The following is a 24558-nucleotide window of genomic DNA, read 5'->3' on the forward strand; positions in this document are numbered from 1 at the left end:
CGCGACTCCGACAACTTGCAGCTTGCAGCTTAAAGCTCGCAACTGCTCATCAGAGCTCCTTCCATGGCCCTCGACATTCATGCCCACCGTATCCTGATCCTCGATTTCGGGTCCCAGTACACTCAACTGATTGCCCGCCGCGTGCGTGAAATCGGTGTGTACTGCGAACTGCATCCGTTCGACATGGACGATGAAGCGATTCGCGAATTCGCCCCGCGCGGGATCATCCTCGCCGGCGGCCCCGAGTCCGTGCACGAAGCCAACAGCCCGCGTGCTTCGCAAGCCGTCTTCGACCTCAATGTGCCGATCTTCGGTATCTGCTATGGCATGCAGACCATGGCCGACCAGTTGGGTGGTCGCGTCGAAGGTTCCGACCTGCGCGAGTTCGGTTACGCCCGTGTCGATGTCGTCGGCAAGAGCCGCATACTCGACGGTATCGAAGATCACGTGGATGCCGATGGCGTCCTGGGCCTCGATGTCTGGATGAGCCATGGCGACAAGGTCACCGAAATTCCTGACGGCTTCCACGTCCTGGCCAGCACCCCGAGCTGCCCGATCGCCGGCATGGCTGACGACACCCGTGGCTACTACGGCGTGCAGTTCCACCCTGAAGTGACCCACACCAAGCAGGGCGGTCGCATCCTGTCGCGCTTCATTCTGGATATCTGCGGTTGTGAAGCGCTGTGGACCCCGTCGCACATTGCTGAAGACGCCATTGCCAGCATCCGCGCCCAGGTCGGCACCGACAACGTTCTGCTGGGCCTGTCCGGTGGTGTCGACTCTTCAGTGGTTGCCGCTCTGTTGCACAAGGCCATTGGCGATCAGCTGACTTGCGTATTCGTCGACAACGGCTTGCTGCGTCTGCACGAAGGCGAGCAGGTCATGGCCATGTTCGCCGAGAACATGGGCGTCAAGGTGATCCGCGCCAACGCCGAAGAGCAGTTCCTGAACAACCTGGCTGGCGAAAGCGATCCTGAGAAGAAGCGCAAGATCATCGGTCGTACCTTCATCGACGTGTTCGATGCCGAGTCCTGCAAGCTGGAAAACATCAAGTACCTGGCCCAGGGCACTATCTACCCGGACGTGATCGAGTCGGCTGGCGCGAAAAGCGGCAAGGCTCACGTCATCAAGTCTCACCACAACGTGGGCGGCCTGCCGGAAGAAATGAACCTCAAGCTGGTTGAACCCCTGCGCGAGCTGTTCAAGGACGAAGTCCGCCGTCTCGGTCTGGAACTCGGCCTGCCATACGACATGGTCTACCGCCATCCATTCCCGGGCCCGGGCCTGGGCGTGCGTATCCTCGGTGAAGTGAAGAAGGAATACGCCGACCTGCTGCGTCGCGCCGACCATATCTTCATCGAAGAACTGCGCAAGGCCGACTGGTACCACAAGGTCAGCCAGGCATTCGTCGTCTTCCAGCCAGTCAAATCCGTCGGCGTCGTCGGCGATGGCCGCCGCTACGCCTGGGTCGTCGCCCTGCGCGCCGTGGAAACCATCGACTTCATGACCGCACGTTGGGCACACCTGCCTTACGAACTGTTGGAAACCGTCAGCGGGCGGATCATCAACGAGATCGATGGGATTTCGCGGGTGACCTATGATGTTTCGAGCAAGCCGCCGGCTACGATTGAGTGGGAATGATCCCACAGTGAGGCATGAAAGAACCGGCTTTTGCCGGTTTTTTCATGCCTGAACGAATAGCTTAATCTCGCTATTGAAAGTTCCGCATTATTTGGTAGCAGCTCTCTGTCAGTAGCTGGATATTGTCAAACATGGAAGATCAGAATGAAACTCCTCACAGATGATGAGATTAACGTTGCGTACGCTCACGTCGGAACAGTAGACGAAGGCCGTGTTGGGCCAGATAGAGCAAATTATCTTGCGTTAACGGACGCTGATTTTGAACTCCTTCTGTACAGCATCTATAACGAGTGTGCGTCTGATTTTCCGTGGTACAGCAATGCTCGTTTGATGGTCACGGGAGCTGACCAAGGGCGTGATGTTTGGCTCACGAAGGATGAGCGGCCGGTTGGGCTTATTCAGTGCAAAAAGGTTAAAGCTGGTTTCACGCGGCCAGATACGCTCCGTGAAGTAATCAAGTTTCTTCTGAATGTCGTGCTTGAGCCGGCGCTTATGCCGGACCCGACCGATTTTCGTTTTATTCTTGTCCTTGCTTCGGATCCCGCAAATACAGTAACCGATTTTTTTGATACGCCACAGACGTGGCTAACTTCCAATGAAGCAGAACTTCTAGGTCTGGTTACCTGTGTCATTAAAAAGTATGAGGCATTCTCGGCACTGAAGATTGAGGTTGTTATGCCTGGCATCAGTAAGGCGCTCAAGAGCCTGAAATATGAACTTCTTAGGCCAGTCGACCTAGACGCGTTACTAGAGTGCATTCCTGCTGTTCGTCAGAGGTTTTTCAAAGCTCAACTTGTCGTGGCTGTGGAGGATGCCGAGGCCATGATCGAGAAGCGGTTCGCTGCAGTCGGCTTGGTTTCAAAGAGCACAAAGACATTTACCAGAGCTGATGTTGAGGAAGATATTACGTGCGGGTCACGCGTTCTGGCTGCCTGGCCTCAAATGATTTGGGGGCAGCATATTAAGCGACCAGAGTTCGATGATCTGATCCAGCGGATCAGTCGGCACCCTGCAGGCTCCACGCTGGTCGTCGGAGGCGCGGGGACCGGGAAGTCAGCACTTCTCGCTGAGCTGTATGGTGCCCTCAAAGCTCGCGGCCAGATTGTGCTCGCGATAAAGGCCGACATGCTTAGCCCAGATATTGTGGATTTCACCGACCTCGCTCGCGATCTTGGTATGACAAGTGATATCGAGCAGGAGCTTCTCTCGTTAGCGGTTGAAGTCCCGGTTGTACTGATCATCGATCAGCTTGACGCTGTTAGTGAAGTGATGGACCAGAGTTCACAGCGCATGCAGGTGTTGCTTCGCCTTGCGTCCAGGCTTCAGGAAGCAAAGGGTCAAGAGGGCAATAACCTCCCCATTCATGTCATCGTTTCTTCGCGACCATTTGAGGCGAAGTTCGACGCTCGATTTAGGTTGCTTGACGCGGATGAGCTACTACTTTCCCTGCCTCCGTTCGAGCGGATATCCGCGCTGCTCGGTGAGCTCGGTATCGACGCTACGGTGGTGCCTGATAGCCTCAAAGAGACGCTGCGTACACCTTTTGCTCTCGGTATATACGTCGATCTTGCCAAGTCTGGTTTGAGTCCTGCTGATTTGACAGCAGCAAACCTGCTTGATCGATGGCTCGACAAGAAGCTACCCGCAGGTGCAGGACGAGCTTCGTGTATGGCGTTCCTGCGCCAGCTTGCAGCTGACATGACACGGCATGAGAGCCTCTGGCGGCCAGCGGCTCATTATGACCCGGACAACAGCGAAATGCTGCGTTGGGCCGAATCAATTGGCATTGTCATCCGCGAAGATACCAGCATCGGCTTCAGTCATCAGTCGTGGCTTGATGATTTCCAGGCTAAGACGCTCCGAACTGCCGAAGTGCTGGCTGATTACGCTTGGAGTCGCCAGGAAGGGTTATTTGCCCGGGGAACAGTCTTGCGCGGCCTTGAGCACATGCGAAGGGTTGATATGGCTTCCTATGAGGTTGCTATTCGCTTGTTGCTACCAAACCCCAAGACACGCAGACATTTGCGCCATCTTGTGGCCGATTATTTGGCGAGTGTTGATGATCCGAGCGCAAGTGATATTGCTTGGGTCGATTGGATGGCGCGTAACGATCATGCACTTGCGAATCGGGCATTCAGGCAGCTAGCGACAAGATGGCCGTGCTGGAGGTCAGGGGTGCTGCCGCTCCTTCCTTTTCTTCTACAGGACGAAAAGCATCGCTGGAATGCGACCATGTTGCTCGTTCGAGAAGTTGCTGAGGACTCGAACCAAGTTATGGAACTGGTCGACCGCTATTGGTCGGATACTTCACATGACGGAGATGTGTTTAGTCTCTTTGAGCGTTCTGGTATTGCGACCGACCGTGCAATTGCCCATGTCCGTACGATCTTTAATCGAACGACGTTGGCAGATTGGGCGATATCCCATTACGCCAAGACTTTACATGAGAACGGTAATACTCACGTTGCTTTGGATCTCATTTCATTTTGGGCTGAGTTGCAGCCTGCGGATCGGCACAATGACATTAGCGTTTATGGTGTTGAAAAGATTGCGGCAGTCGCACCGCTCTATTGTGCCGAACGACTCCTGCCTTGGTTTGTCGGGGTGGTATCGCGAGAGGTTGGTGATGGACGGCCAGGGCATCGGTATCCGCAATCGATATCTGTTCCATACGATTGGAAACATGACCCTGGCCAAGGGCATTTGACGCAGCTTCTGCGAAGTGTGCTCGAAGAGTCAGCAGTTTCTGACCCGCTAGGTGTGCGCACCTTGCTTGTTACTGTTGTTGCTGTAGAAATTGATGAGGTCCAGTCGCTAGTGGCCGATACCTTGGCGGCGAACTCGGCTGTATTTGCTGAGTATGCGCTCGCGTTTCTCCTGGCCGATCAGCGGCGTCTTCATCTAGGTAGTGACATGTTCGACGATGAAAGAAGTGTCGGCCACATGATCTGTGGTTGGTCGTCAAGCACACTGATTGCCCAGATCACTCCCTACCTCTCTCTCGCTGATATTGAGCGGATGCGCGATTACATCGAGGCTTGGGAGCCTTGGGGGGAAGAATTACAGGAAGAGCGAGATCCTGCCCATCGGAGGCAATTGCTCCGTTGGTCTGATGAGCGGAGGTTGCGTTTACTTGCCGAACTACCTGTGCAAGTACTGACGCCCCGTCGTCGTAGGCAGGTTGAGGAGTGGCAGGTCGAACAGCCCACGCTACAAGCAAAGCCTGGCGGTCGTAGGATGGCGCAGTTCGTTGGATCACCCATGAGCCACGATCAGATGGCGAAAGCCAGTGACGATGCGATTATAAAAATGTTCGTTGCAGTAAACGACCATACTGGCCGTCATGAGCACCCGAAACACTGGCTGAAGGGCGGTGTTACTGAGTTGTCTCGGGCTTTTGCCGCGTTTGCGAAGTCGTTTCCAGATCGTGTTCTTCGTATCATTCCGCGTTTACAACCGGGTCTGCACGAGCAGGTTACGGGCGCCGCGATTAGGGAGTTGTCGGCGGTTGAGGCAGTTGACGCTCAGACACAAAAAACTTTGATTTGGGATGCCCAATCCCGTGGCTTTTCGTCGACTAGCTTTCGCCACGATGTTGCCAGCGCCATGGAGGTACTTGCTAAACGCCTGAAAGGTCTTGAGAGTTGTGACATCGAGTTGCTCAAGGGCTGGCTGCAGCGCGACCCCAATGTGCTGGCCGCAGAAACAGTACGTCATGCCGAGTTAAACAAATCCAATCGTGAGCGGAATGAGAAACCAGATCAACGCCCTGAGGCCATGCTATTCGGCCGGGGCGGCGGGATGCATTTTCTCCCTCAGCGCAATTTCACGCTGCTGTCAGCGATCGCAGCGGGATATCTCCATCGTGACGGCGTGGATTGTGACGGTTGGCTCGCGGAGTTGGAACTACACGTTACTCATCCTGAAGATCCCGAGGTTTGGAGTGCGATCCTAATGTTCAGGTCGCATGAACTTTGGTGGGCGGACGCGGCAAGAGTGGGCGAACTGATTGAGGCGATTTGGCGGAGGTTTCCAGCGGCGTTTGAAGATGCAGCTGTAGTCCAGTCGTTGTGGCGCCTGCGCGTTCGCATGCATACGAGCCTACAGCAGGAGATTGTCAACTTCTGGCTCAGTCATAGCGATCATAAGCTTAGGCAGATTGGTGGTGAGTTCTCTGCTGCTAGCGTGATTGTCGATAGCGCTGCTTCTTGTGGGATGGGCGAGATAGTCGAAGCGGTGATGGCCGGGAATGATATTTCTGCCAGGTCTGGCGTGTTATTTGCGGCTGCAGCGGGGTGGGGTGAACTTGATCTCGATATTCGAAGACGCTCGCATGCCTACCTCATTTATGTCGCCAGCATTGTCAGTGGGTTCGAAGCTCATGCTCTATCTACAGCTGTAGATCGTGGCGAGCGATTACCTCCCGATGAGATGACGCGAGCCCTGCTGGCTTCTGTTGCAGTAAATATTGATCTGCTCAGAGAATCGATGGGGCTGCTGTTTGTACGCTCGCTTCAGCACCTGTTGCTTTATCCAGGCTTTGAAATGCTGGTGCTTGAAATCGCAGAGGCTGCAACTGAGCTTGCAAGTACATCGCCAGATAGGACCGTTGGAGGCTTGTACGACGGCGAATTTATAGGGCTTGTGATTGCACTTCAGCGCTCACCAATAGAGATCAAAACTCGTGCGATGACGATCTACGAGCGCCTGCTTGACGCTGAGGTTCACGGCGCAGAGGACGCTGCAGCATTTGCGCTGCGCCGTTAAGGCCCAAGCCGTATCCGCTCAACCCGTCCGCTTCCTGGCCTCCCACAGCTTGGATGCGACGATATCCCAATCGGTCGCCCGATTCGATTATGGGCTGATGTTCTCCGGATTCCGGTGTTGATGCGGCAGCTTTTATCGGCGTTGCCCTGGGTAGGTGTTTCCTAGCGATATCAGCCTCAAGAGGAGTTTCCCGTATGGTATTTCTCATGGTCTCGAAATAGCAGTTGCTTTAAAAAGTTCGGCTCCAAGGGTTTATATGTGCCTATTGATAATAGAGTGGGAATGATCCCGCGTCCGGCACAGCCCGGCACGATCTAGCAAAAAATGCCCTGAAGCCCGCGTAATTGCGGGCTTTTGGTTTTTTGGGGTATCTGATTGTGCTTCAGCCTCATCACATTCCCCCATTGTCCATAAGCGCCCCAGATCAAATCCTTATCCGCTCGCGTGGTCGTTACCACCATGCGCAGCGATGAACATCTCGACGGCAGACCGACAATAGGATTCGATTTCGTTGTCGTTCTCCGCTCTCTCCTCATCGAAGCGGGCGATGGCCAGGAGGTCGGACCCTTTGATAAGCGCGGCAAACAGGCGGGCGGACTGGAGAGGGTCGGGCACGTTCAAAACTGCTTTCTCATGCAACTGACGCAACAGGGCCTCGATCTGGGTAATGACATGAACGGGGCCGGCTTCGTATTGGCGCTTGCTTAACGACTTTTGATTGGTCTTGTCGGCCATGATCATGGCTTCGACACTACGGACGTCCGGGTTTAACAGGGTGCGAAGTAGGGATGATCCCACCGTCATGAGTTGATCTTCGGCCGAACCGTCGAAGCCTTCAAAAAGAGCCTGTGGTGCAAACTGATGGCAGCGGGCTGAGATGGCCGCGCTGAACAGCGCCTCCTTGTTCTCGAAGTGCCGATAGATGCTGAGCTTGGATATCTTCGCCCGCTGGGCGACCTTGTCCATGGTCGTTGCTTGAAAACCCAATTCCACAAAGAGTTCGTATGCGGCGTCGATGATCGTTTGGCCAAGCGTCTCGTTGGCAGGTCGGCCGCGACGGCTCTGGCTGTCTTCGGTCATAAAAATTCCAGTACTTGACAGTATCTTAATTCGTGAATTATGGTACTTCGGAGTATCTTAAGTCTGCAAGCCAATCTTCCTTCATCCATAGTGCGGAGCCCATCACCATGAATGACGTCATCATCATCGGCGGCAGCTTTGCCGGCCTCGCTGCCGCCCTGCAGCTCGGTCGTGCCCGTCGCAAGGTCATCGTTCTCGACACCGGCCTGCAGCGCAATCGCTTCGCCGGCCACTCTCATGGTCTGCTCGGCCACGATCACAAGCCGCCGCAGGAAATCCTGTCCGAGGCGCGGCAGCAGCTCGCTCGCTATCCTTCGATCAGTCTGGTCAATGCCCGAGCCGACAGCATCTCCGGTACCCTCGACAATTTCTCCGTCCTCACGAACGATGGCGAAAGCCTCGCGGCGCGCCGCCTGATCCTGAGCTATGGCGTCTCTGACCAGATGCCTGATGTTCCGGGCTTTGCCGAAAGCTGGGGCTCATCCATCGTGCCCTGCCCATATTGCGACGGCTTTGAAGTCGCCGGCCAGCATTGGGGCCTCGTCTGGTCCGGCCCGCAGTCACACAATTATGTCAGGCTGTACCAGGATTGGACCGACACGCTGACAGTCTTCGCCGATGGTCACGAAATTCCATCCGATATCCGTGCCGATCTGGCGCGCCGCCATATGGCTGTCGTCGATGGCCGGATCATCGAAATCGGCCAGCACGGAGCGCGTAATGCCTCCGTCAAGCTCGACACTGGGCTTAATGTCGCGGTCGACATCTTGTTCGCTCATCCGCGCAACAGGCCGTCCGCAAGCCTGCATGAATCGCTGGGCCTCGCCACGGTGGATACGCCCGGCGGCATCGTCCTCAAGGTCGACGAGCGCCGTCAGACCAGCATGCCCGGCATCTATGCCGCCGGCGACCTCGCCACGACATTCCTGCCCTCGGTCACCCAGGCGTCATCACAGGGTGCGATGGCGGGTATCTTCGCTCAGCAATCGATGCTGGTTTGAGTGCGCCTTGCCCCATCATCTGATTAAACCGCCTGCACCCGCGCCAGTTGCTCGCCTTCAAGCCAGGTGCTGATGTCGCTGGCGCGCATGGGTTTGGAGAACAGGTAGCCCTGGGCCCAGGCGCAGCCGAGGTTTTTCAGTGCGCCGAGTTCTTCGGCGGTTTCCACGCCTTCGACGATGCATTCCAGCTGCATGTCCTGGCACAGGGCAATCAGCGACTTGACGATCTTGAAGCTGGCCGGGTCAAGGTGGATGTTGGTGACGAAGGTGCGGTCCACCTTCAGTTTGGTCAGCGACAGCGCGTGGATCTGGCTCAGGCTGGAATAGCCGGTGCCGAAGTCGTCGAGGGAAATACCGCAGCCCAGTTCGCGAAACCGGCTGATCGCTCGCTGGGTCTGCGGCAGGTCCTGGATGACAGCGGTTTCGGTGATTTCCAGATCGAGACAGGCCGGGTCGAAACGGCTGCTCTTGATCAGCTCGACGATCTGCTGGGCGGCGTCCTCCGAACCACAGTCGTGGGCGGACAGGTTGAATGACAGGCGGATACCCGCAGGCCAGTTCGCGGCCTCGTCCAGCGCCTTGCTCAGCAACGGCACCGTGAGGCGATTGACCATGCCGACGCGCTCGGCAATCGGGATGAAATCACTGGGCGGCACGTTACCCAACTCCGGGCTTTCCCAGCGTGCCAGTGCCTCGAAGGCGACGGTTTGCTCACTGTGAATATCCACGATGGGCTGGAACACCACGTGAAACTCACAATCCAGATCGGCTCTGCGCAGGGCCTGTTCGGTCAGACCTTCACGATTGAGCTGCTGGCGATGGGCTGCGCTGAACAGGCAGACCGTGCCGGGACGGTGGCGCTTGCTCTGATACAGGGCATAGTCGGCGTATTCATACACTTGCGTGGCGTCGGATGCCTGATCCGGGAAGGTCGCGATGCCCAGTGACGCACTGATCTGAATAGGGATGTCCACCAGCAGAAACGGCTCGCGCATGCTGGCGCAGATTTTCTCGCCAAACTCCCGCAACTGGTCGTCGCTCATGGCCTGAGTGATGATCAGGCCAAACTCGTCGCCTCCCAGCCGGGCCAGGTGCACATCTTCGTCGAGCAGCCCGGTCAGGCGCTGGCCAACCTGACAGAGCAGCTTGTCACCGATGCTATGGCCATACAGATCGTTGACCGGCTTGAAGCCATCCAGGTCGATCAGCCCGACGGCCAGGCGAATCTCCTGCTCGTGGGCGCGGGACAAGAGCGTATCGAGGCGGGAAAAAAACTGCCGCCGATTGGCCAGTCCGGTCAGGCTGTCCTGATTGGCCAAGTGAAGGTTTTCCTCGCTGAGTTTTGCCGTATGCGCCTGCATGTTCACCATCCGGGTGAAGTCGGCGTACTGCGCCTTGAGAATGATCAGCATGGCGATGGACACCAGCAGGACGTCAATCGCAGTGGCAACAAAGGTAAGAATATTGGTGGACGCGAAGAACACCACGAACGCCGTGTTGACCACTGCGGTGGTGGCCAGGGCTGCTGGCAGCAGGTGCATCATGCAAAAAATGCAGCCGATGACAGTGATCGCCATATAAAAGGCGACATGCGCCTGGGCATAGCTGTCGCCATAGGGAAACAGCGCCAGCGACCAGGCGGTGAACGCCACGGCAACAAACGGTGCGAGCATATTGGTGCGCTTCAGCGCCGTCAGCATCTGCGCCGGGCTGAGTGTCCGCCCGCGCGTGCGCATCCATTCCGCCGCACGAATCACACCGAACAACGTCATGATCAGCGGGCAATACACCACCAGCCAGCGCGGCGCGACCGCAAAGTGGGTGCCCGCCAGCATCAGGGTGTTGATCAGCAGGATGAAATACATCATGGGCAACTGACGAGACAGCGCGAGGTATTGCGCCTTGACCAGACCAGGATTGTCCTTGGGGACAGACATCAACGCTCGCACGCCGAGCAGTGTTTTCTTCATCAGGCGATGCTCTGAAAATACAACCAGTTAAATAACCGAACGGATTATCCTTTCCAGACTGGGCCGAGCAGGGCTAAAGACTGCTTTCATGGGATCGTGTCGGCCGATCCTCTGGTTTCTACAATCTTTACGACTAGTGGCATTTTGATTTCGTTCCGTCGGCCGGTCGTAATAGTTGTAAGCGAGGCAAGCGTCGTCGAATAGCGTCGATAATTAACGGCCAATGGGCTGTCATCTGTGGCGATTGGCGCTTTTCCGGAGGCGATGCTTGCCCTGAGCCTACTTAATTGCGGGCTTTTGGTTATGTGGGGATTATTTACATTGTCAAACACTCATCTGTGCTGTATTGGGTTCCTTCGGTTATCCAGAGAATTTTTCACAAACCATTCCTTTTTTCAGATTCATTTCCGTATATAGAGCGAGATCAGCAAGCTGCAAGTGACCACGCGGGCGCATTACGTTGCGTATCGCGGCAAAATGCTAGTCAAACCGATGTGATCACTTCCAATTCTTGTGAACGGAGTAGATATGGCGATGCGCCGCTACTCGACACCTTCTATAGAAAAGTTATCCTCTCCACTCGAAAAACACAGTCGATAGCTAACAGATTGTCGGTTCCAAACCGTGTTCTGCCAGCGAGTTTTGCGTTTTTTTAATTGGTATCGTGTTGGTTTTCAAGGTGAAAAGGATTCAGGAATCAAGGAATGAGCGGATATGTCCCCAACTCACCGAAGGGGTATCGCAACAGCGGCATCGATCCTGTCGATATTCACGCTCAGCATTGGGCGGAATACAAAGATCTTCCGGTGAAGAGCGAAACAGATCCTGTCAGAAAAGGCTGTGTATTCGCCAAAAGCTGTGATCTTGCAGATGGTGTGATCGATCATAAAAACCCTTCCGGATTTATTCCGGTAGAGACTCTGGCCAACTACGGACAATTCTCCCTCCTCGGCGGTCGTGAGACGGATGCAGCGGGAAATATCCAACTGAAACAACTCAGCGGGAACTCCTTACCCGCCTCCCTGGGCACTCTATTATTGGGTGGTTCCGGCGCTGCGGCTGCCACCTGCGGTGGGCTTTGTACAGTTGGAGTTGCTGGCGGCGCAAGTGTCACAACTGTTTCTGCTGCAACGGGGGCAACTGGTGGCAGCGCTATTACGGCTGGAGTGGCTGCCGGCACTTTGGCGGGCATAGTCGCATTTTTGTGGCCGTCGAGCCTTGGTGATAGCTCTCTATACACCGAGGACCAGCTCCAGTTACTGAAGAAGGCGCGTACCCGCGTCCGTCTCCATGTTGAGGAACGTGACGACGGAACCTTGAAAGGGTACGGGTACAACACTCAGAAGCGTAGTGACTGGGAAATGATTCCCGTCGTGCAATTCGTCCAGCAGGGATCTCAGCACGTAGCCGACTTCGGCGACGGCATAACTCTCATTTGGACACCAGCGGTTGATCCTGCGAGCGCTTCTGGCATCCCACCACTAGAGGGGGCACCTCAAGCGCCACAGATCTGGATTTATCCGCCGACCGAACAGGCCGACAGCATTATCGTCAGCCCGATCTACCCCGACCAATACAAAGACTTCATTCTCGTATTCCCGGCTGATTCAGGTGTGCAGCCGCTTTATATTGTGATGAATGTTCGCAAAACCCCGGGAACCGTCACAGGACAGGGCGAAGATGTGTTTGGCATATGGCTCATTGAGGCCAGTTCGGGAATGGGAGTTCCCATTCCAAAGGAGGTGGCAGATTCTCTGCGGGGGCGCGAATTCAAAAGCTTCGACTTGTTCAGAGCCGCCTTTTGGAAAGCTGTTTCGGAATCAGCCGTGGCCGATCAGTTCATCACGCAAAACGTTGTACGTATGCGTAAAGGTAAGGCACCCCGTGTGCGCAAAACCGACAGAGTCGGCGGCAGAATGTCATATGAGCTTCACCACCTTGAAAAGGTATCCGAGGGTGGCGGCGTCTACGACATTGATAATCTGCGAGTGAACACACCGCGAAATCACATAGATATTCACCGGAATGAATAGGTCAGCCATGACAGACACACTATTGAAAAACAGTTTTTCGGAGTACACCGAGGCCGAGTTCGTCGCACTGCTGGAAGAGCTAGCCAAAGAAGACGAAGAAGCCGAAAACGATGATCGTGCTGACTTGCTGCTGTTGCACTTCGAGAAAATCAGCGAACATCCAGCAGGATCGGATCTTATCTACTACCCAGAGCCAGGTGCGGATAATTCCCCAGAGGGCATAACGCAAATAGTGAAGAACTGGCGATTTTCGCAGGGATTGCCTGGATTCAAGGGAGCATGAACACCTCGATAAACTGCAGAGGTCTAGGCCTGGGCCGTGGGTAATCCGTGGCTTGAAGTGTTTGTAGGTCATTAGGAAATGCGCAATCGCGTCGGTAGTCTGCTGCAAGGGAAAACAGCTCTGGCGCAGGTGTTGGCCCAGTTGCAGCGCGATGACTTGATCCAGGCTTGCCATCATTTCGGGCTGGCGCGCAGGCATGTCGGACAGCTGCGCCAGGGGCGTGGTGCGCAGGCGGTGCTGGAGTCTCTGGCGAGGCAGATCGCTGCTGGCTGCCCTCAGGCTGAGACAACCTTGTCCTGGCGATTTGGCAGGTAAAGAGTAGTGCTGTTCACTTGAATAGAGCAGCATTGCGCTCCCCCAACAACAAAAAATCCAACCTCTAAACCCCCTTCCCAGCCGCACCATCAAACTGCAACCTGGCCGCTTCGACCTCTGGCAATTTCATCAGTGTCCATTCGTACAGCTCACGAAATGGCTGTTCCAGGCTTTGGCCTAGCGGGGTGATTTCGTATTGCACTGCCACGGGCGATAGCGAGATGACTTTTCGAGAGACCAGGCCATTACGCTCCAGTCGTCTCAGGCATTGTGTGAGTGCCTTTTGGGTAACCCCCTCCAGCCGACGCTTGATGGCGTTGAAGCGGTGCGGCTCTTCATCCAGAACGGCCAGAACCATCATGGACCACTTGTCTGCGATCTGATCAAACAGTGCGCGACTGGGGCAGTCCGACGAAAAACATTGTGGCTGTATTTCGAGCATCAGGTTTCCTCGGTTATACCTGGGCGACTCAAGGTGCCTAATTGACATCTGGTTTACAAAATATACTTATGTGCCTTCCGAAATCAATGGATTCAACTTCGATGTCAAACCTTGATACGAGCACTTTATTCCGTCCTTTTTCCATCCGCTCTCTGGAATTGAAAAACAGGATAGTCATGGCACCGATGACACGTCTCTTCGCTCCGGAAGGCATACCGGGTGAGGCGAGTGCTGCCTATTATCGCCGCCGGGTGGAGGGTGGCGTTGGGCTGGTTCTGTCGGAAGGGACTGTCATTGATCGCCCGGCGTCACGTAACGAGGCCAGTATTCCGTTTTTCCATGGAGACGCGGCGCTGGCCGGGTGGAGGAACGTGATCGATTCGGTTCAAGCCGCGGGTGGTCGTATGGGGCCGCAACTCTGGCACACCGGTGCAGTACGTGGCGACAGAGGCTGGGAGCCGGATGCGCCCGTTGAAAGCCCATCGGGTCTCAATACGCCAAGTGACCCGCGCGGTATCGCGATGAGCGAAGAGGATATTGCCGACACGGTTGCTGCGTATGCCAAGGCCGCTGCTAATGCCAAACGCCTGGGTTTCGACACCGTCGAGATTCATGGTGCCCATGGTTACCTGATCGATCAGTTCTTCTGGGCGGGCACCAATCAGCGCTCCGACCGTTACGGCGGCCCTACTATCAAAGAGCGCTCGCGCTTTGCCAGCGAGATCGTTGCTGCCGTTCGTGATGCGGTCGGCCCAGAATTCCCGATCATTATGCGTGTCAGCCAGTGGAAGCAGCAGGACTTTGGCGTGCGTGTCGCCGAGACGCCGGCGCTGATGGAGGACTGGCTGCTTCCGCTGGTCGAGGCCGGTGTCGACGTTCTGCACTGTTCGCAACGCCGATTCTGGGAGCCTGAGTTCCCCGAGATCGATGGCGAAAACGGATTGAACTGCGCGGGCTGGGCCAAGAAGGTGACCGGTGCCGCGAGCATCAGCGTGGGCTCGGTTGGCTTGCACAACGATGTAACCAATGCCTTTGCTGGCAAGGGTTCAGCTCCTGCGCTTGCGAGTCTGGACCGGCTCGTCGAGCGCATGGAGCGCGACGAGTTTGACCTGATCGCTGTAGGTCGAGTGCTGCTGAGTGATCCGGATTGGGCATCGAAGGTAGAAAGGGGAGAGCTTGCACAGTTGGGCGGATTCAACCCCGCCTCTTTGGCCGAGTTGGTTTAAGCGTCTTGTGATGCAACTCCCGTGTTACGGGAGTTGTTGCGCAATAATTCGATAATCGACGTGGCCGAGATTCTGAATCTGGAATGTCGGCATGCCCAAGCCCACGTAAATGTGGGCTTTTTGTTTCATCCCTGAATTATCTGGAAAACTCCTGTACTGGCACGATAATCTCATCTGCCCATGCCCACACAATAATCCCCCTGAAAGGAATCACCATGTCGGAACGCTTCCAGTTCGGTTGTGCCTGTTGCAGTCCTCACATGCTGCCTGTTTATCAGCATGATCACAGCCAGTGGCAGGATTTGCTCGCTGAAGTCGCCAGGCAGGAAGGCCCGAGAGGGTTGCCGCAGGCCGTGATCTTTCATGGTGGGCACATTTATCCGGACCCTGAAAATCCCGAGCGGTCAGTGGAAGCCATCGGCATTGCCCAAGGCAAGGTGATTGCAATTGGCAGTTATGCTTTCGTATGTACCGAAATGGCCCCGTACAGTCCACTTGAGCGGCCGCTTGCGAGCGACGAGACACTGCTACCCGGCCTGATCGACCCGCATGCGCATCTGGTGTCGAGCGCGCTCATGACCACCTGGACGGATTTGTCGCCATTTGATGGGCAGGATCTGAATACGGATTACGACATTGAGGTGGTCAAGGACCGGCTCCGCAAAGCGGTCAAGGCGGCGAGCGAGGCGACACCAGCGCAGGAGTGGGTGACCGGTTATGGTGTCGATCCTTCGTTGATGACGGCCTGGAAAGATATCGATGTCACTCTCCTCAACGATATCAGCACTAAAGTCAAAATTTTCCTGCTCAATGCGTCCGGCCATATCAGCTATGCCAACGGGCCTGCTCTGGAGGCGGCGGGGTTCACCAGGGATTACCAGAATGGAGTCCTGACCGAGCAGCAATCCCAGGCGATTGTAGGCGCGATGCCACCAACAACCCCTCAACAGATCCTTGATGGTTTGAAGATCGTGTTTCGGCAGGCGAACGAGCGCGGCATCACGACGGTGTTCGATGCGAGCGTCGGGCTGATTGCAGGGACGGTTGAGGTGCCCCTGATGAAAGGACTGGCGACGACCTCGGCGATGACGGTCCGGGTGGGGGGCGCGCTGTACGGCAACAGCAACGACTTCATGACCTGGATCGATTGCTACAAGCCTGAGTTGTCGAGCGATGCAAACAGCCTGTTCACATTGCGTGCGATCAAGCTGATCGCTGATGGCTCGAACCAGGGGCTGACCGGGTTGCAGAGCCAGCCTTATCACTGTTGCGAAGAGCATTCGGTGCCAGGCGTCGGTGCCTACGGTCTGTTCAATTACGATCCGGTGAGGAAACTGGCGGATGTGATGGCGTTGGCGAACTCGGCGGGTTGGCCGATCCTGACGCACGCCAATGGCGACGAGGGCATTGCCAACGTGCTGGCTGCCTACCAGATGGCACTCAGCAAGGTGCCGCCTCCACCTGCACCCAAGCGGCCTTTCCCCACTGAACCGGCCTGGGCTGAGCAGCGTCACCGTATCGAACATGCTTCGTTGCTTCACGACGATGCAATCGGCCTGATGAAGCGCATGGCAATCTCGCCGAGCTTTCTGATCGGTCACGTCGGCTACTGGGGCAATGCGTTCAGGGACACGATTCTCGGCGGCGAGCGTGCCTTGCTGCTGGACCGCTGCGCCTCGGCGTTGAAAGCGGGCCTGCGAATCAGCCTGCACAGTGATCATTTCGTCACGCCGTTCGGCCCGCTGCGTTACATGGAACAGTCGATCGGGCGCGTGATGGAGGCCTTGAAAGGCAAGTCTCCTGCGAATGAAGACGATAACGTCCTGAACCCGGATGAGCGCCTCAATGTGCATCAGGCGTTGCGGGCTGTGACGATCGACGCGGCCTGGCAATGCCATCTCGACCATCAGATCGGCTCGTTGCTCAAGGGCAAGCAGGCCGACCTCGTGATTCTGGCGAAAAACCCGTTGCAGTGGCCGGTGTTTAACGCCGCTGGCATGCGTGACATAAAGGTGGTGGAAACTTGGGTGAACGGCAGCAGGGTGTTTTCAGCTCCGCTGTGATACCCATGTCGCTCCGGTAACCAGTTGACCAAAGAAAGCCCCTGAACTCAGGGGCTTTCTCGCATCTGTCCAACCCGCCTCTGAATCAATACTTCCAGGTCACCGAAGCCGTCAGATTGCGTGGCGCACCATAGTTGGTGGAACCTGCCGATTGATACAGCGACAGCAGGTATTTGCGGTCGGTCACGTTGTTCATGTTCAGCGATGTGCTCCAGTGCTCGTCGATGTCGTAGCTGGCCATCAGATCCACCAGGGCGTAGGCCTCCTGGCTGACATTGCTGTTGGTGTCCAGCTCGGTTGCGCTTTGCCATTGAAGTCGGGTGCCGACCCTGGCCTTGGGCAGGCCAGGCAGGCGGTAGGTCAGGCTGCCGCGCAAGGTATGGGTGGGGATGTACTTGCGAGCCTCGTTTCCGTCATCGTCTTCGATCCGCACGAAGGTATAGCCGCCAGCCAGCTCAAGGCCCGGGAAGGCTTCGCCTGAAGCGCCCAGTTCGACGCCGCGGCTTTTGACGTTGGTTCCGCGATACACGTATTGACCACCGACGATCTCCCCGGTGAGTTCGGCGACGTTCTGCTGGTCTGTCTTGAATACTGCCGCGGTCACGGTCAGTCGTTCGTCGAGCAGGCGACCTTTCACACCGGCCTCCATGCTTTTGCCTTCCAGGGGCAGGATCACTCCACCGCTGGTGCTGCGCACGTACTGCGGTTTGAAGATTTCTGTCCAACTGGTGTAAAGGCTCCACTGTGGCGTCAGGTCATAAACCAGGCCGGTGTAGGGCGTGACCTTGCCGTGTACCCGTGTGTTGTGTGGTGACCCGTAACCCGCACCTTCGCCGTCGGCGCTGAGCATGCGTGCTCCGGCGATCCAGTGCAGGTCGTCTGCAAGGCTGAAGCGCGCACCGGCGAACAGGCTTTTCTGGCGGTCGGTGAAGCGTTGGGTATTGAGGTCGTCGGTGTAATTCAGAGCGGGTTGCACCACGTTGCCGGCCAGTGCATCGGAGAGGCTGACAAGCTGGTTGCCCGATGCGTCTCTGTAGTGTCCGCGCTCGTCATGATGGGTGCGTCCGTAGTTGGCGCCCAGAGTCAGTTCGTGTTCCCGCCCCAGGAATTTGAACGGTCCGGACAGTCGCGCCTCACCCGTCACCTGATGCTCCGTGCTGGTGGTGCGGTTGATATAGGCGTAGGCATCGGTGGCGGTTGCCGGGATGGCGTACAGCATTTTGGTATCGGAATCCTGGCTCATCCCGGCCAGGGTCAGGGTGCTTTCCCAGCCGTTGTCGAAGGCATGAGTCAGTTCTACGAATGCTCGTTGGGTGTGAACGTCCCAGTAAGTCCAGGGTTGACCGACGCTGGAGCTGCGGCTGCTGTAGTGAATACGGTTGCCCGCGTAATCGGCGATAGGCAAGGCGCCCCAGGTGCTGCCATTGGAGTAGCTGTTCTGTTGGGTAAAGCCCACGGTCAGGGTGTCGGCATCGGACAGGTCAAAGGCCAGCAAACCTGCTGCCACATTGACCTCATGGCTGTACTGATCGAGGTAGGAGTTGCCTTTGTCGTGGGAGGTGATGAAACGTCCACGAACCTTGCCGCTGTCGGTCAGCGGGCCGGACAGATCCACGCCCAGTCGGCGGTTGTCCCATGAGCCGATGCTGCTGTCGACTCTGGCCTGAAACGTATCGGTAGGTCGTTTGCGCACGAGGTTGACGGTGGCCGACGGATCACCGGTACCGCTCATGAGCCCGTTGGCACCATGCAGCACGTCAACCTGCTCGAACTCGGTCATGTCCTGATCGCCCACCAGCACACCGCCCGAGAAGGGCAGGCTCATGCCGTCGTATTCGAAGTTTTCGATCTTGAAACCACGGGAGGTAAAGGCCGTGCGATCGGTTTCAAACTGTTCGACGGTGACTGATGGCGCATTGCGCAATGCCTCTTTGACACTGTTGAGTTTGAAGTCGTCCATTTGCTCGCGGGTTACCACGCTGATCGCCTGTGGCGTGTCCTTGTCGCTCAGGCCCAGGCGCGTGGTGCTGGAAACGGGTCTGCCCCGATATCCCTGGCTCAGGCCGCCGTCTTGCGGGGCGTCATACTGAATCCGGGTCGGGCCAAGAATGACTTCGTTGCCCGCACTCTTGAGGTCTGCCGGGACAAGGTAAACCGTGACTGCGTCAGTGCGAGAAAAACTGTAACCACTGCCTTGCAGTAATTTCCCCAATGCTTCTTCGGCTGAGTAATTACCGATGACTGCACTGCTGCGCAGGCTGGCATCCAGATTCCCATCGAGCAGCACGTTTTGCCCGGACTGTCGGCTGAAGCTCAGCAGGGCCTGACGCAGTTGTTGCGCCGGGATATTGAGCGACAGTTTTTCTACAGTGCTTGCAGCGGCCTGACCCTGTGCTCCATGAGCCTGAACGGTTCCGACGAGTAAGGTGCACGCGAGCGCTGCGCCCAGGGCATTACGCTGCCAGCGGGTATCGTTTTTCAGGCTCGGGGTGGGTTTTTTGGCCATTCAGGTCGCTTCCTGTGAAGTGTGCTCGGATATGCGAGTAGCAATCAGTTCCGTTAAGACGGATGAGCAATTGCGATTCCTGACGGTGTCTTGAATTATTTATGCGGAAGTTTCAGGTGGGGTAGATCAGCGTGACCAGATCGGTATAGCGAGCCGTGCGCACGGACAGGGCCTTGGACAGGACATCCAGCATCTGCTCGGGCCTGTTGAGGTTGAGGATCAGGCTGACTCGCCGTGCTGCGAGTTGCTTGTCCATGATGAAGATTTTCCCTTCTCGCCAGCGCTGCAGTTCATCGACCACCGTCAGCAGCGGCGTATCGAAAAAGGCCAGGCGGCCATTGCGCCAGGCGAGAATCTGCTCAAGCTCCGCATGCTCAATGGTGCCGGTCTGGTTGGCGTTGAAGCGCAGGGACAGGCCTTCTTCAAGGTCCGTCTGTTGAGTGGCGGTGACGACGCGCACGGTTTTGCGACTGACAGCCACACGCGCTGTTGTCTGATCGCATGTCAGGCAGAACTCGCTGTCATTGGCGATCACCATGCCTTCTTCAGTGCTGACCCGGAACTCGCCGGCAGTAGCGGGCAATACGCTGAAGAATGCTTCGCCTTGAAGCAGCGTCACTGAGCGGCGGGTCGCTGAGAAATCCAGGTTCAAGGCGGTGTTGCCGGCAAGATCGACCGTCGATCCGTCCGGCAGGCTCACCTTGCGCCGCTCGCCCACGGCAGTGCGCACGTCGGCAAACGGTGATCCCGATCCCTTGAGCCAGAAAGACGTTGCGCCCGCCGTGACTGCCACGGCGCTCGCGGCGATCCCGAGCCCGACAAAGCGGCGTCGCGATAGTTGAGGCCGGGCGGCGGGTGGAGCAGGTTGCAGCAGAAGTGCCGAGGCGTCCCACAGACTTTGCAGTTCGGCATAGGCCTGGGCGTGCCGAGGGTCAGCCGCGATCCACCTGGCCAGATCCTTGCGCTCAGCCTCGGTGGGCGATCCTCCCTGGACCAGGGCAAACCAGGCGCTGGCCTGATGACGGATGTCATCACCCTGATGTGCAGACGAGTCGTGGAGGGGCGGTTCGGGATTCATTGGGTAATCGATTCGACTTGAATGAGTACTGGCGGGCGATTGTACATTCACCGGGACATGCCGAGCCTCAATAAATCCAGAGCCTTGACCATGCGGCTGTAGGCGGTCTTCGGGGAGATGCCGAGGCGTTCGCCAATCTCGGCATAGGTCATGCCTTCGACCCGTACCATCAGAAACACCTCGCGGCAAGGTTCTGGCATGTTCTGAATCACCTGGTTCAAGGTTGCCAGTTGCTGGTTGGCAATGGCCGCCTGTTCGAGCGTTGGGGTTCTTTGCCCCTGGCTGATCATCTCCTGCTGTTCCAGGGGCTCGCCTTTGCGATGTTCCTGGCGACGGGTGTGATCGATGAACAGATTGCGGGCGCTGGAAAACAGATAGGCGCGGAAATTTTCTATGCGCGTGCGACCCATCTGCTCGGAGAGGCGAATGAAGGTGTCTTGAGTCAGATCCGCAGCGGTCTCTTTGCAACGCAAGCGACGATCCAGGTAATCCTGAATTTCTTCACGATGGGCGAGATAGAGCGCCTTGAGATCTGAACCGGACATGAAGCTACCCTGGATGGCATGCAAGCGAGCGCGGGAAAATATCACAAACGAGAATCGTTTGTATTGGCTGTCAGAGTAAGTTTTCAGGCAGCCAGAGATGATGGGGGTAGCAGCATGGGGTGAGTTCACCTGATGCCGTTGGTCGAGCTTGTGGGAGAGGGGACGCTTGTTTCTGATGGTGATAAAATTGCCATTCGGTTTCGGGAGGTATGTGCATGAACCTTGAAGAGAAAGTGCGCGGGGTCATCAGTCGTTCTCCAGGCAGCGTCGTCCTGCGAACAGATGTATCTGCTCTGGGCAGTCGTTCTCAGGTTTCTCTCGTGCTTTCCCGGCTACAGAAGCAGGGAGAGCTTATCCGGATGGGACAAGGCATTTATGCCAAGTCTTGCAGAGACCCGGTCACAGATGCCATCACTCCGGTTCAAGACTTTGAAAGTCTGGCATTGGAGGCGCTTGGTAGATTGGGTCACAAAGTCTGGATTTCCCCTGCAAGCCAATCTCGAGCCGTATCAGAGAGTGGTGCCGATAACCCTGTAGAAGTCTGTGTTTCCGGGGGGCGGCGTATACATCGCAAGCTGTCTATCGGCAAAAGGTCTGTGGTGTACGTGTATGGCCGGGAACGTCCTGAAGAGTGCTCGGGTGCCAGTCTGCGTGATTCGAAGACGGGGGACCTGAACATCCCTACGGTCGGTGTTGGCCATTATGTATTGAAACTTGCCGAGAGCTTTAAGGTTTCCTACATGAAGACCTATGCGGACGAGTGGGCCGAGCATGTATCCAGACTGGCGGGTGACGATGTACATACAGACCCCGTTGAGCAATTGGTCATTGCCTTGAAAAAGCAGAATAAAGTCACAGGCAGTGAAATGCGGAAATTGCTGACCAACTATTTGAGGGAGAAAGAGCGTGTTTGACCCTTTCAAGGATTTTGAAGACAGGGGCTATCTGCGAAATTATGAAGGGGAGAAAGATCCCAATATCGTGAAGCGTCTTGAGCACAATTTTTTTACTGCAAATCTGTCAGATGCCATGAGCTATCTCACGAGTCGCCGCGTTATTGGCTACAGGGATTTCCTTGAGGTTCACAGGATTCTGTTTGGCGACTTCTATCCTTGGGCCGGTCAGGACAGAATGATGGTGGCTCCCGATATCGCGATTTCAAAAGCCGACACGCTTTTTTGCCACCCAAGAGATGCCCAAAGGGCTGTGGAGGAAGGGCTGAGGCTTGCTCAGGATGGCAGGACTCTCAAGCAGTCACCCGGCCTGGTCATGGGATTGTTCGCATATGGGCATCCGTTTCTCGATGGCAATGGTCGCACCATGCTCACTGTCCATACTGTGCTGTGCCATCGTGCAGGGTTCTCGATTAATTGGGGAGCTACCTGCAAGTCGTCATATCTTTCGGCGTTGAGTGCGGAAATCGAAACGCCTGATAAAGGTATTCTCGATAGCTATTTGAAAGCGTTCATACAGCCAGCTCTTGAGCCGACTCATTGGGGGATGGCAATTCAATCCATTCAAGGCCTTGATGGAGTCGCTGCCTCCAATACGGTTGAAGGAAAATTCAGCGATCCATCCGTCTCACAAAAATATGAGCAATTTGACGAGCGCAGGGGCTATCGGATCTCTTGATCCATTACCTCTCGACCTTACTGTTTCTCATCCGCACGTGTATCGTATTCGCCCCCTCGCACCTTCTCTCAGGTGCATCCCGCAGTCGTTCTTGAGGTGCTTTCCCCTATGTCCTTTACCCGTCGACAAATTCTCGGAGGTCTGGCCGGTCTTGCGGTGGTGGGGTTGGGGGCCGGTGGTGCTTCGCGTTACTGGCTGGGGCGCAGTGGGCCGGGCGAAGGGCATGATTTCGAATTGATTGCTGCGCCGCTGGATGTCGAACTGGTGCCAGGTTACAAGACCCCGGCCTGGGCGTTTGGCGGTTCGGCGCCGGGGACCGAGTTGCGGGTACGGCAAGGCGATTGGCTGCGGCTGCGCTTCATCAACCAGTTGCCGGTGGAAACCACTATTCACTGGCATGGCATCCGTTTGCCGCTGGAAATGGACGGCGTGCCTTACGTTTCGCAGTTGCCGGTCAAGCCGGGCGAGTATTTCGATTACAAGTTTCGGGTCACCGATGCGGGCAGTTTCTGGTATCACCCTCACGTAAGCAGCAGTGAAGAGCTGGGGCGCGGTCTGGTGGGGCCGTTGATCGTCGAAGAGCGTGAGCCGACGGGGTTTCTGCATGAGCGCACAGTGAACCTGAAAAGCTGGCATGTGGACGAGCAGGGCGCATTCACTGACTTCAGCGTGACCCGCGAGGCGGCACGTGAAGGGACCGCCGGGCGGTTGCAGACCATCAATGGCGTTCCCTTGGGCGTGATCGACTTGCCTGCCGGGCAGATCACGCGGGTACGTTTGCTCAATCTGGACAACACCTGGACGTACCGTCTCAACCTGCCCGATGCCGAGGCGATGATCTATGCCCTGGATGGCAACCCGATAGAGCCGCGTCCGATGGGCGAGGATTACTGGCTCGGGCCGGGGATGCGTATCTGTCTGGCGATCAAGGCGCCGCCTGCGGGTGAGGAAATCTCGCTGCGCAACGGGCCGGTACGTCTGGGCACTTTCCGCTCGGTGGCCAATAACGATGCGCCGGGCCAATGGCCAGCGGCCTTGCCACCCAATCCGATCCCCGAACCTGATCTGGAGAATGCCGAAAAGATCAATTTCAACTTCGAGTGGGTCGGCTCGATGTCGGTCAACACCGACAACGGCAAGCCGCCAAGCCTCTGGCAGATCAATGGCGAGGCTTGGGATATCACCGACAAGACCTGTGCTGACCGGCCCATCGCCAAGCTGCAGTTAGGCAAGAGTTACATCTTCGAGCTGAAGAATATGACTCAATATCAACACCCGATTCATTTGCATGGCATGAGTTTCAAGGTGATCGGCTCCAATCGGCGCAAGATCATCCCGTATTTCACCGATACCTTCCTGCTGGGCCGAAATGAACGGGCACGGGTAGCGCTGGTGGCGGATAATCCCGGCGTATGGATGTTTCACTGCCATGTGATCGATCACATGGAAACCGGGCTCATGGCAGCGATAGAGGTTTCTTGATGCGGCAGCCGCAAATCATCGATCGCAGTCGCGATCAGGACTTCATGCGCGAAGCGCTGGCACTGGCCGCTCAAGGCGCGCTATTGGGCGAAGTGCCGGTGGGAGCTGTGCTGGTGCAGGATGGCCAGATCATCGGTCGCGGTTACAACTGCCCGATCAGCGGCAGCGATCCGAGTGCCCATGCCGAAATGGTCGCCATTCGCGATGCGGCCCGGGCGGTGAACAACTATCGTCTGCCGGGCAGTACGCTGTACGTGACGCTGGAACCCTGCAGCATGTGTGCGGGCCTGATCGTGCATTCCCGTGTGGCCCGCGTGGTTTACGGCGCGCTGGAGCCCAAGGCGGGAGTTGTGCAGAGTCAGGGGCAGTTTTTCACTCAGGGGTTTCTCAACCATCGCGTGCTGTTCGAGGGTGGTGTGCTGGGGGAGGAGTGCGGGACGATGTTGAGCGAATTTTTCAGGATGCGTCGGGCTGCCAGCAAAGCTTAGCTTCAG

Annotated in this window: 18 protein-coding genes; 12 read left to right on the forward strand and 6 right to left on the reverse strand. The window is 56.6% G+C overall.

Annotation, left to right across the window (positions count from 1 at the left end; translation table 11 throughout):
• Positions 1 to 63: 63 nt before the first annotated feature.
• Together guaA and JSY17_RS08795 are read left to right on the forward strand one after the other, a co-directional pair.
• On the forward strand, positions 64 to 1641 hold the full coding sequence (gene guaA, locus JSY17_RS08790) for a glutamine-hydrolyzing GMP synthase (protein ID WP_206400766.1): 1578 nt from the start codon (positions 64 to 66) through the stop codon (positions 1639 to 1641).
• Positions 1642 to 1785: 144 nt separating this feature from the next.
• Positions 1786 to 6408, forward strand: a complete 4623-nt coding sequence (locus JSY17_RS08795; protein WP_206400768.1) for an NACHT domain-containing protein — start codon at positions 1786 to 1788, stop codon at positions 6406 to 6408.
• A gap of 432 nt (positions 6409 to 6840) precedes the next feature.
• Here the strand turns inward: JSY17_RS08795 and JSY17_RS08800 are convergent, their stop codons facing one another.
• Entirely contained in the window at positions 6841 to 7488 is a 648-nt protein-coding gene (locus JSY17_RS08800) for a TetR/AcrR family transcriptional regulator (RefSeq protein ID WP_206400770.1), read from the reverse strand.
• 107 nt (positions 7489 to 7595) lie between these two features.
• Between JSY17_RS08800 and JSY17_RS08805 the strand changes: the two genes are divergently transcribed.
• Positions 7596 to 8489 (forward strand): NAD(P)/FAD-dependent oxidoreductase, encoded by an 894-nt coding sequence (locus tag JSY17_RS08805; protein ID WP_117186428.1) that lies wholly within the window; start codon positions 7596 to 7598, stop codon positions 8487 to 8489.
• Between the two features lie 23 nt (positions 8490 to 8512).
• On the opposite strand, the gene JSY17_RS08810 is transcribed toward JSY17_RS08805, so the two are convergent.
• On the reverse strand, positions 8513 to 10459 hold the full coding sequence (locus tag JSY17_RS08810; protein WP_117186429.1) for a putative bifunctional diguanylate cyclase/phosphodiesterase: 1947 nt from the start codon (positions 10457 to 10459) through the stop codon (positions 8513 to 8515).
• Positions 10460 to 11163: 704 nt separating this feature from the next.
• Here JSY17_RS08810 and JSY17_RS08815 point away from each other — a divergent pair.
• From JSY17_RS08815 to JSY17_RS08825, 3 genes are all read left to right on the forward strand, one after another.
• Positions 11164 to 12492 (forward strand): S-type pyocin domain-containing protein, encoded by a 1329-nt coding sequence (locus JSY17_RS08815; protein ID WP_206400772.1) that lies wholly within the window; start codon positions 11164 to 11166, stop codon positions 12490 to 12492.
• 7 nt (positions 12493 to 12499) lie between these two features.
• Complete coding sequence (locus tag JSY17_RS08820; RefSeq protein ID WP_117164519.1) at positions 12500 to 12775, forward strand: bacteriocin immunity protein; 276 nt, start codon at positions 12500 to 12502, stop codon at positions 12773 to 12775.
• A 78-nt stretch (positions 12776 to 12853) separates the two neighbouring features.
• Complete coding sequence (locus tag JSY17_RS08825) at positions 12854 to 13090, forward strand: hypothetical protein (RefSeq protein WP_206400773.1); 237 nt, start codon at positions 12854 to 12856, stop codon at positions 13088 to 13090.
• 64 nt (positions 13091 to 13154) lie between these two features.
• On the opposite strand, the gene JSY17_RS08830 is transcribed toward JSY17_RS08825, so the two are convergent.
• On the reverse strand, positions 13155 to 13532 hold the full coding sequence (locus tag JSY17_RS08830; protein WP_206400774.1) for a winged helix-turn-helix transcriptional regulator: 378 nt from the start codon (positions 13530 to 13532) through the stop codon (positions 13155 to 13157).
• Between the two features lie 101 nt (positions 13533 to 13633).
• On the opposite strand from JSY17_RS08830, the gene JSY17_RS08835 reads away from it, so the two are divergent.
• Positions 13634 to 14758, forward strand: a complete 1125-nt coding sequence (locus JSY17_RS08835; protein ID WP_206400775.1) for an NADH:flavin oxidoreductase — start codon at positions 13634 to 13636, stop codon at positions 14756 to 14758.
• 215 nt (positions 14759 to 14973) lie between these two features.
• Positions 14974 to 16821 (forward strand): amidohydrolase, encoded by a 1848-nt coding sequence (locus JSY17_RS08840; protein ID WP_232849356.1) that lies wholly within the window; start codon positions 14974 to 14976, stop codon positions 16819 to 16821.
• 85 nt (positions 16822 to 16906) lie between these two features.
• Here the strand turns inward: JSY17_RS08840 and JSY17_RS08845 are convergent, their stop codons facing one another.
• From JSY17_RS08845 to JSY17_RS08855, 3 genes are all read right to left on the reverse strand, one after another.
• A complete protein-coding gene (locus JSY17_RS08845; RefSeq protein WP_206400776.1) occupies positions 16907 to 19327 on the reverse strand; it encodes a TonB-dependent siderophore receptor in 2421 nt (806 codons plus the stop codon).
• Between the two features lie 112 nt (positions 19328 to 19439).
• Positions 19440 to 20405 (reverse strand): FecR family protein, encoded by a 966-nt coding sequence (locus JSY17_RS08850; protein ID WP_206400777.1) that lies wholly within the window; start codon positions 20403 to 20405, stop codon positions 19440 to 19442.
• A gap of 47 nt (positions 20406 to 20452) precedes the next feature.
• Positions 20453 to 20950 carry an RNA polymerase sigma factor gene (locus JSY17_RS08855; RefSeq protein WP_122371378.1) on the reverse strand — a complete coding sequence of 166 codons (498 nt, stop codon included), beginning with the start codon at positions 20948 to 20950 and terminating at the stop codon, positions 20453 to 20455.
• A gap of 215 nt (positions 20951 to 21165) precedes the next feature.
• Here JSY17_RS08855 and JSY17_RS08860 point away from each other — a divergent pair, with 215 nt between their 5' ends.
• The 4 genes from JSY17_RS08860 to tadA all read left to right on the forward strand — a co-directional run bounded on the left by JSY17_RS08860 (position 21166) and on the right by tadA (position 24552).
• Positions 21166 to 21864 (forward strand): DUF6088 family protein, encoded by a 699-nt coding sequence (locus tag JSY17_RS08860; protein ID WP_122371377.1) that lies wholly within the window; start codon positions 21166 to 21168, stop codon positions 21862 to 21864.
• Entirely contained in the window at positions 21857 to 22582 is a 726-nt protein-coding gene (locus tag JSY17_RS08865; RefSeq protein WP_200999033.1) for a Fic/DOC family protein, read from the forward strand. The genes JSY17_RS08860 and JSY17_RS08865 overlap by 8 nt, the downstream gene beginning before the upstream one ends.
• A 108-nt stretch (positions 22583 to 22690) precedes the next feature.
• Positions 22691 to 24064 carry a multicopper oxidase family protein gene (locus JSY17_RS08870; protein ID WP_206400780.1) on the forward strand — a complete coding sequence of 458 codons (1374 nt, stop codon included), beginning with the start codon at positions 22691 to 22693 and terminating at the stop codon, positions 24062 to 24064.
• Positions 24064 to 24552 carry a tRNA adenosine(34) deaminase TadA gene (gene tadA, locus JSY17_RS08875; protein WP_201015060.1) on the forward strand — a complete coding sequence of 163 codons (489 nt, stop codon included), beginning with the start codon at positions 24064 to 24066 and terminating at the stop codon, positions 24550 to 24552. The genes JSY17_RS08870 and tadA overlap by 1 nt, the downstream gene beginning before the upstream one ends.
• The last annotated feature ends 6 nt before the right edge of the window (positions 24553 to 24558 follow it).

The organism is Pseudomonas capsici (assembly GCF_017165765.1).
In the GTDB taxonomy this organism is placed as follows: domain Bacteria; phylum Pseudomonadota; class Gammaproteobacteria; order Pseudomonadales; family Pseudomonadaceae; genus Aquipseudomonas; species Aquipseudomonas capsici.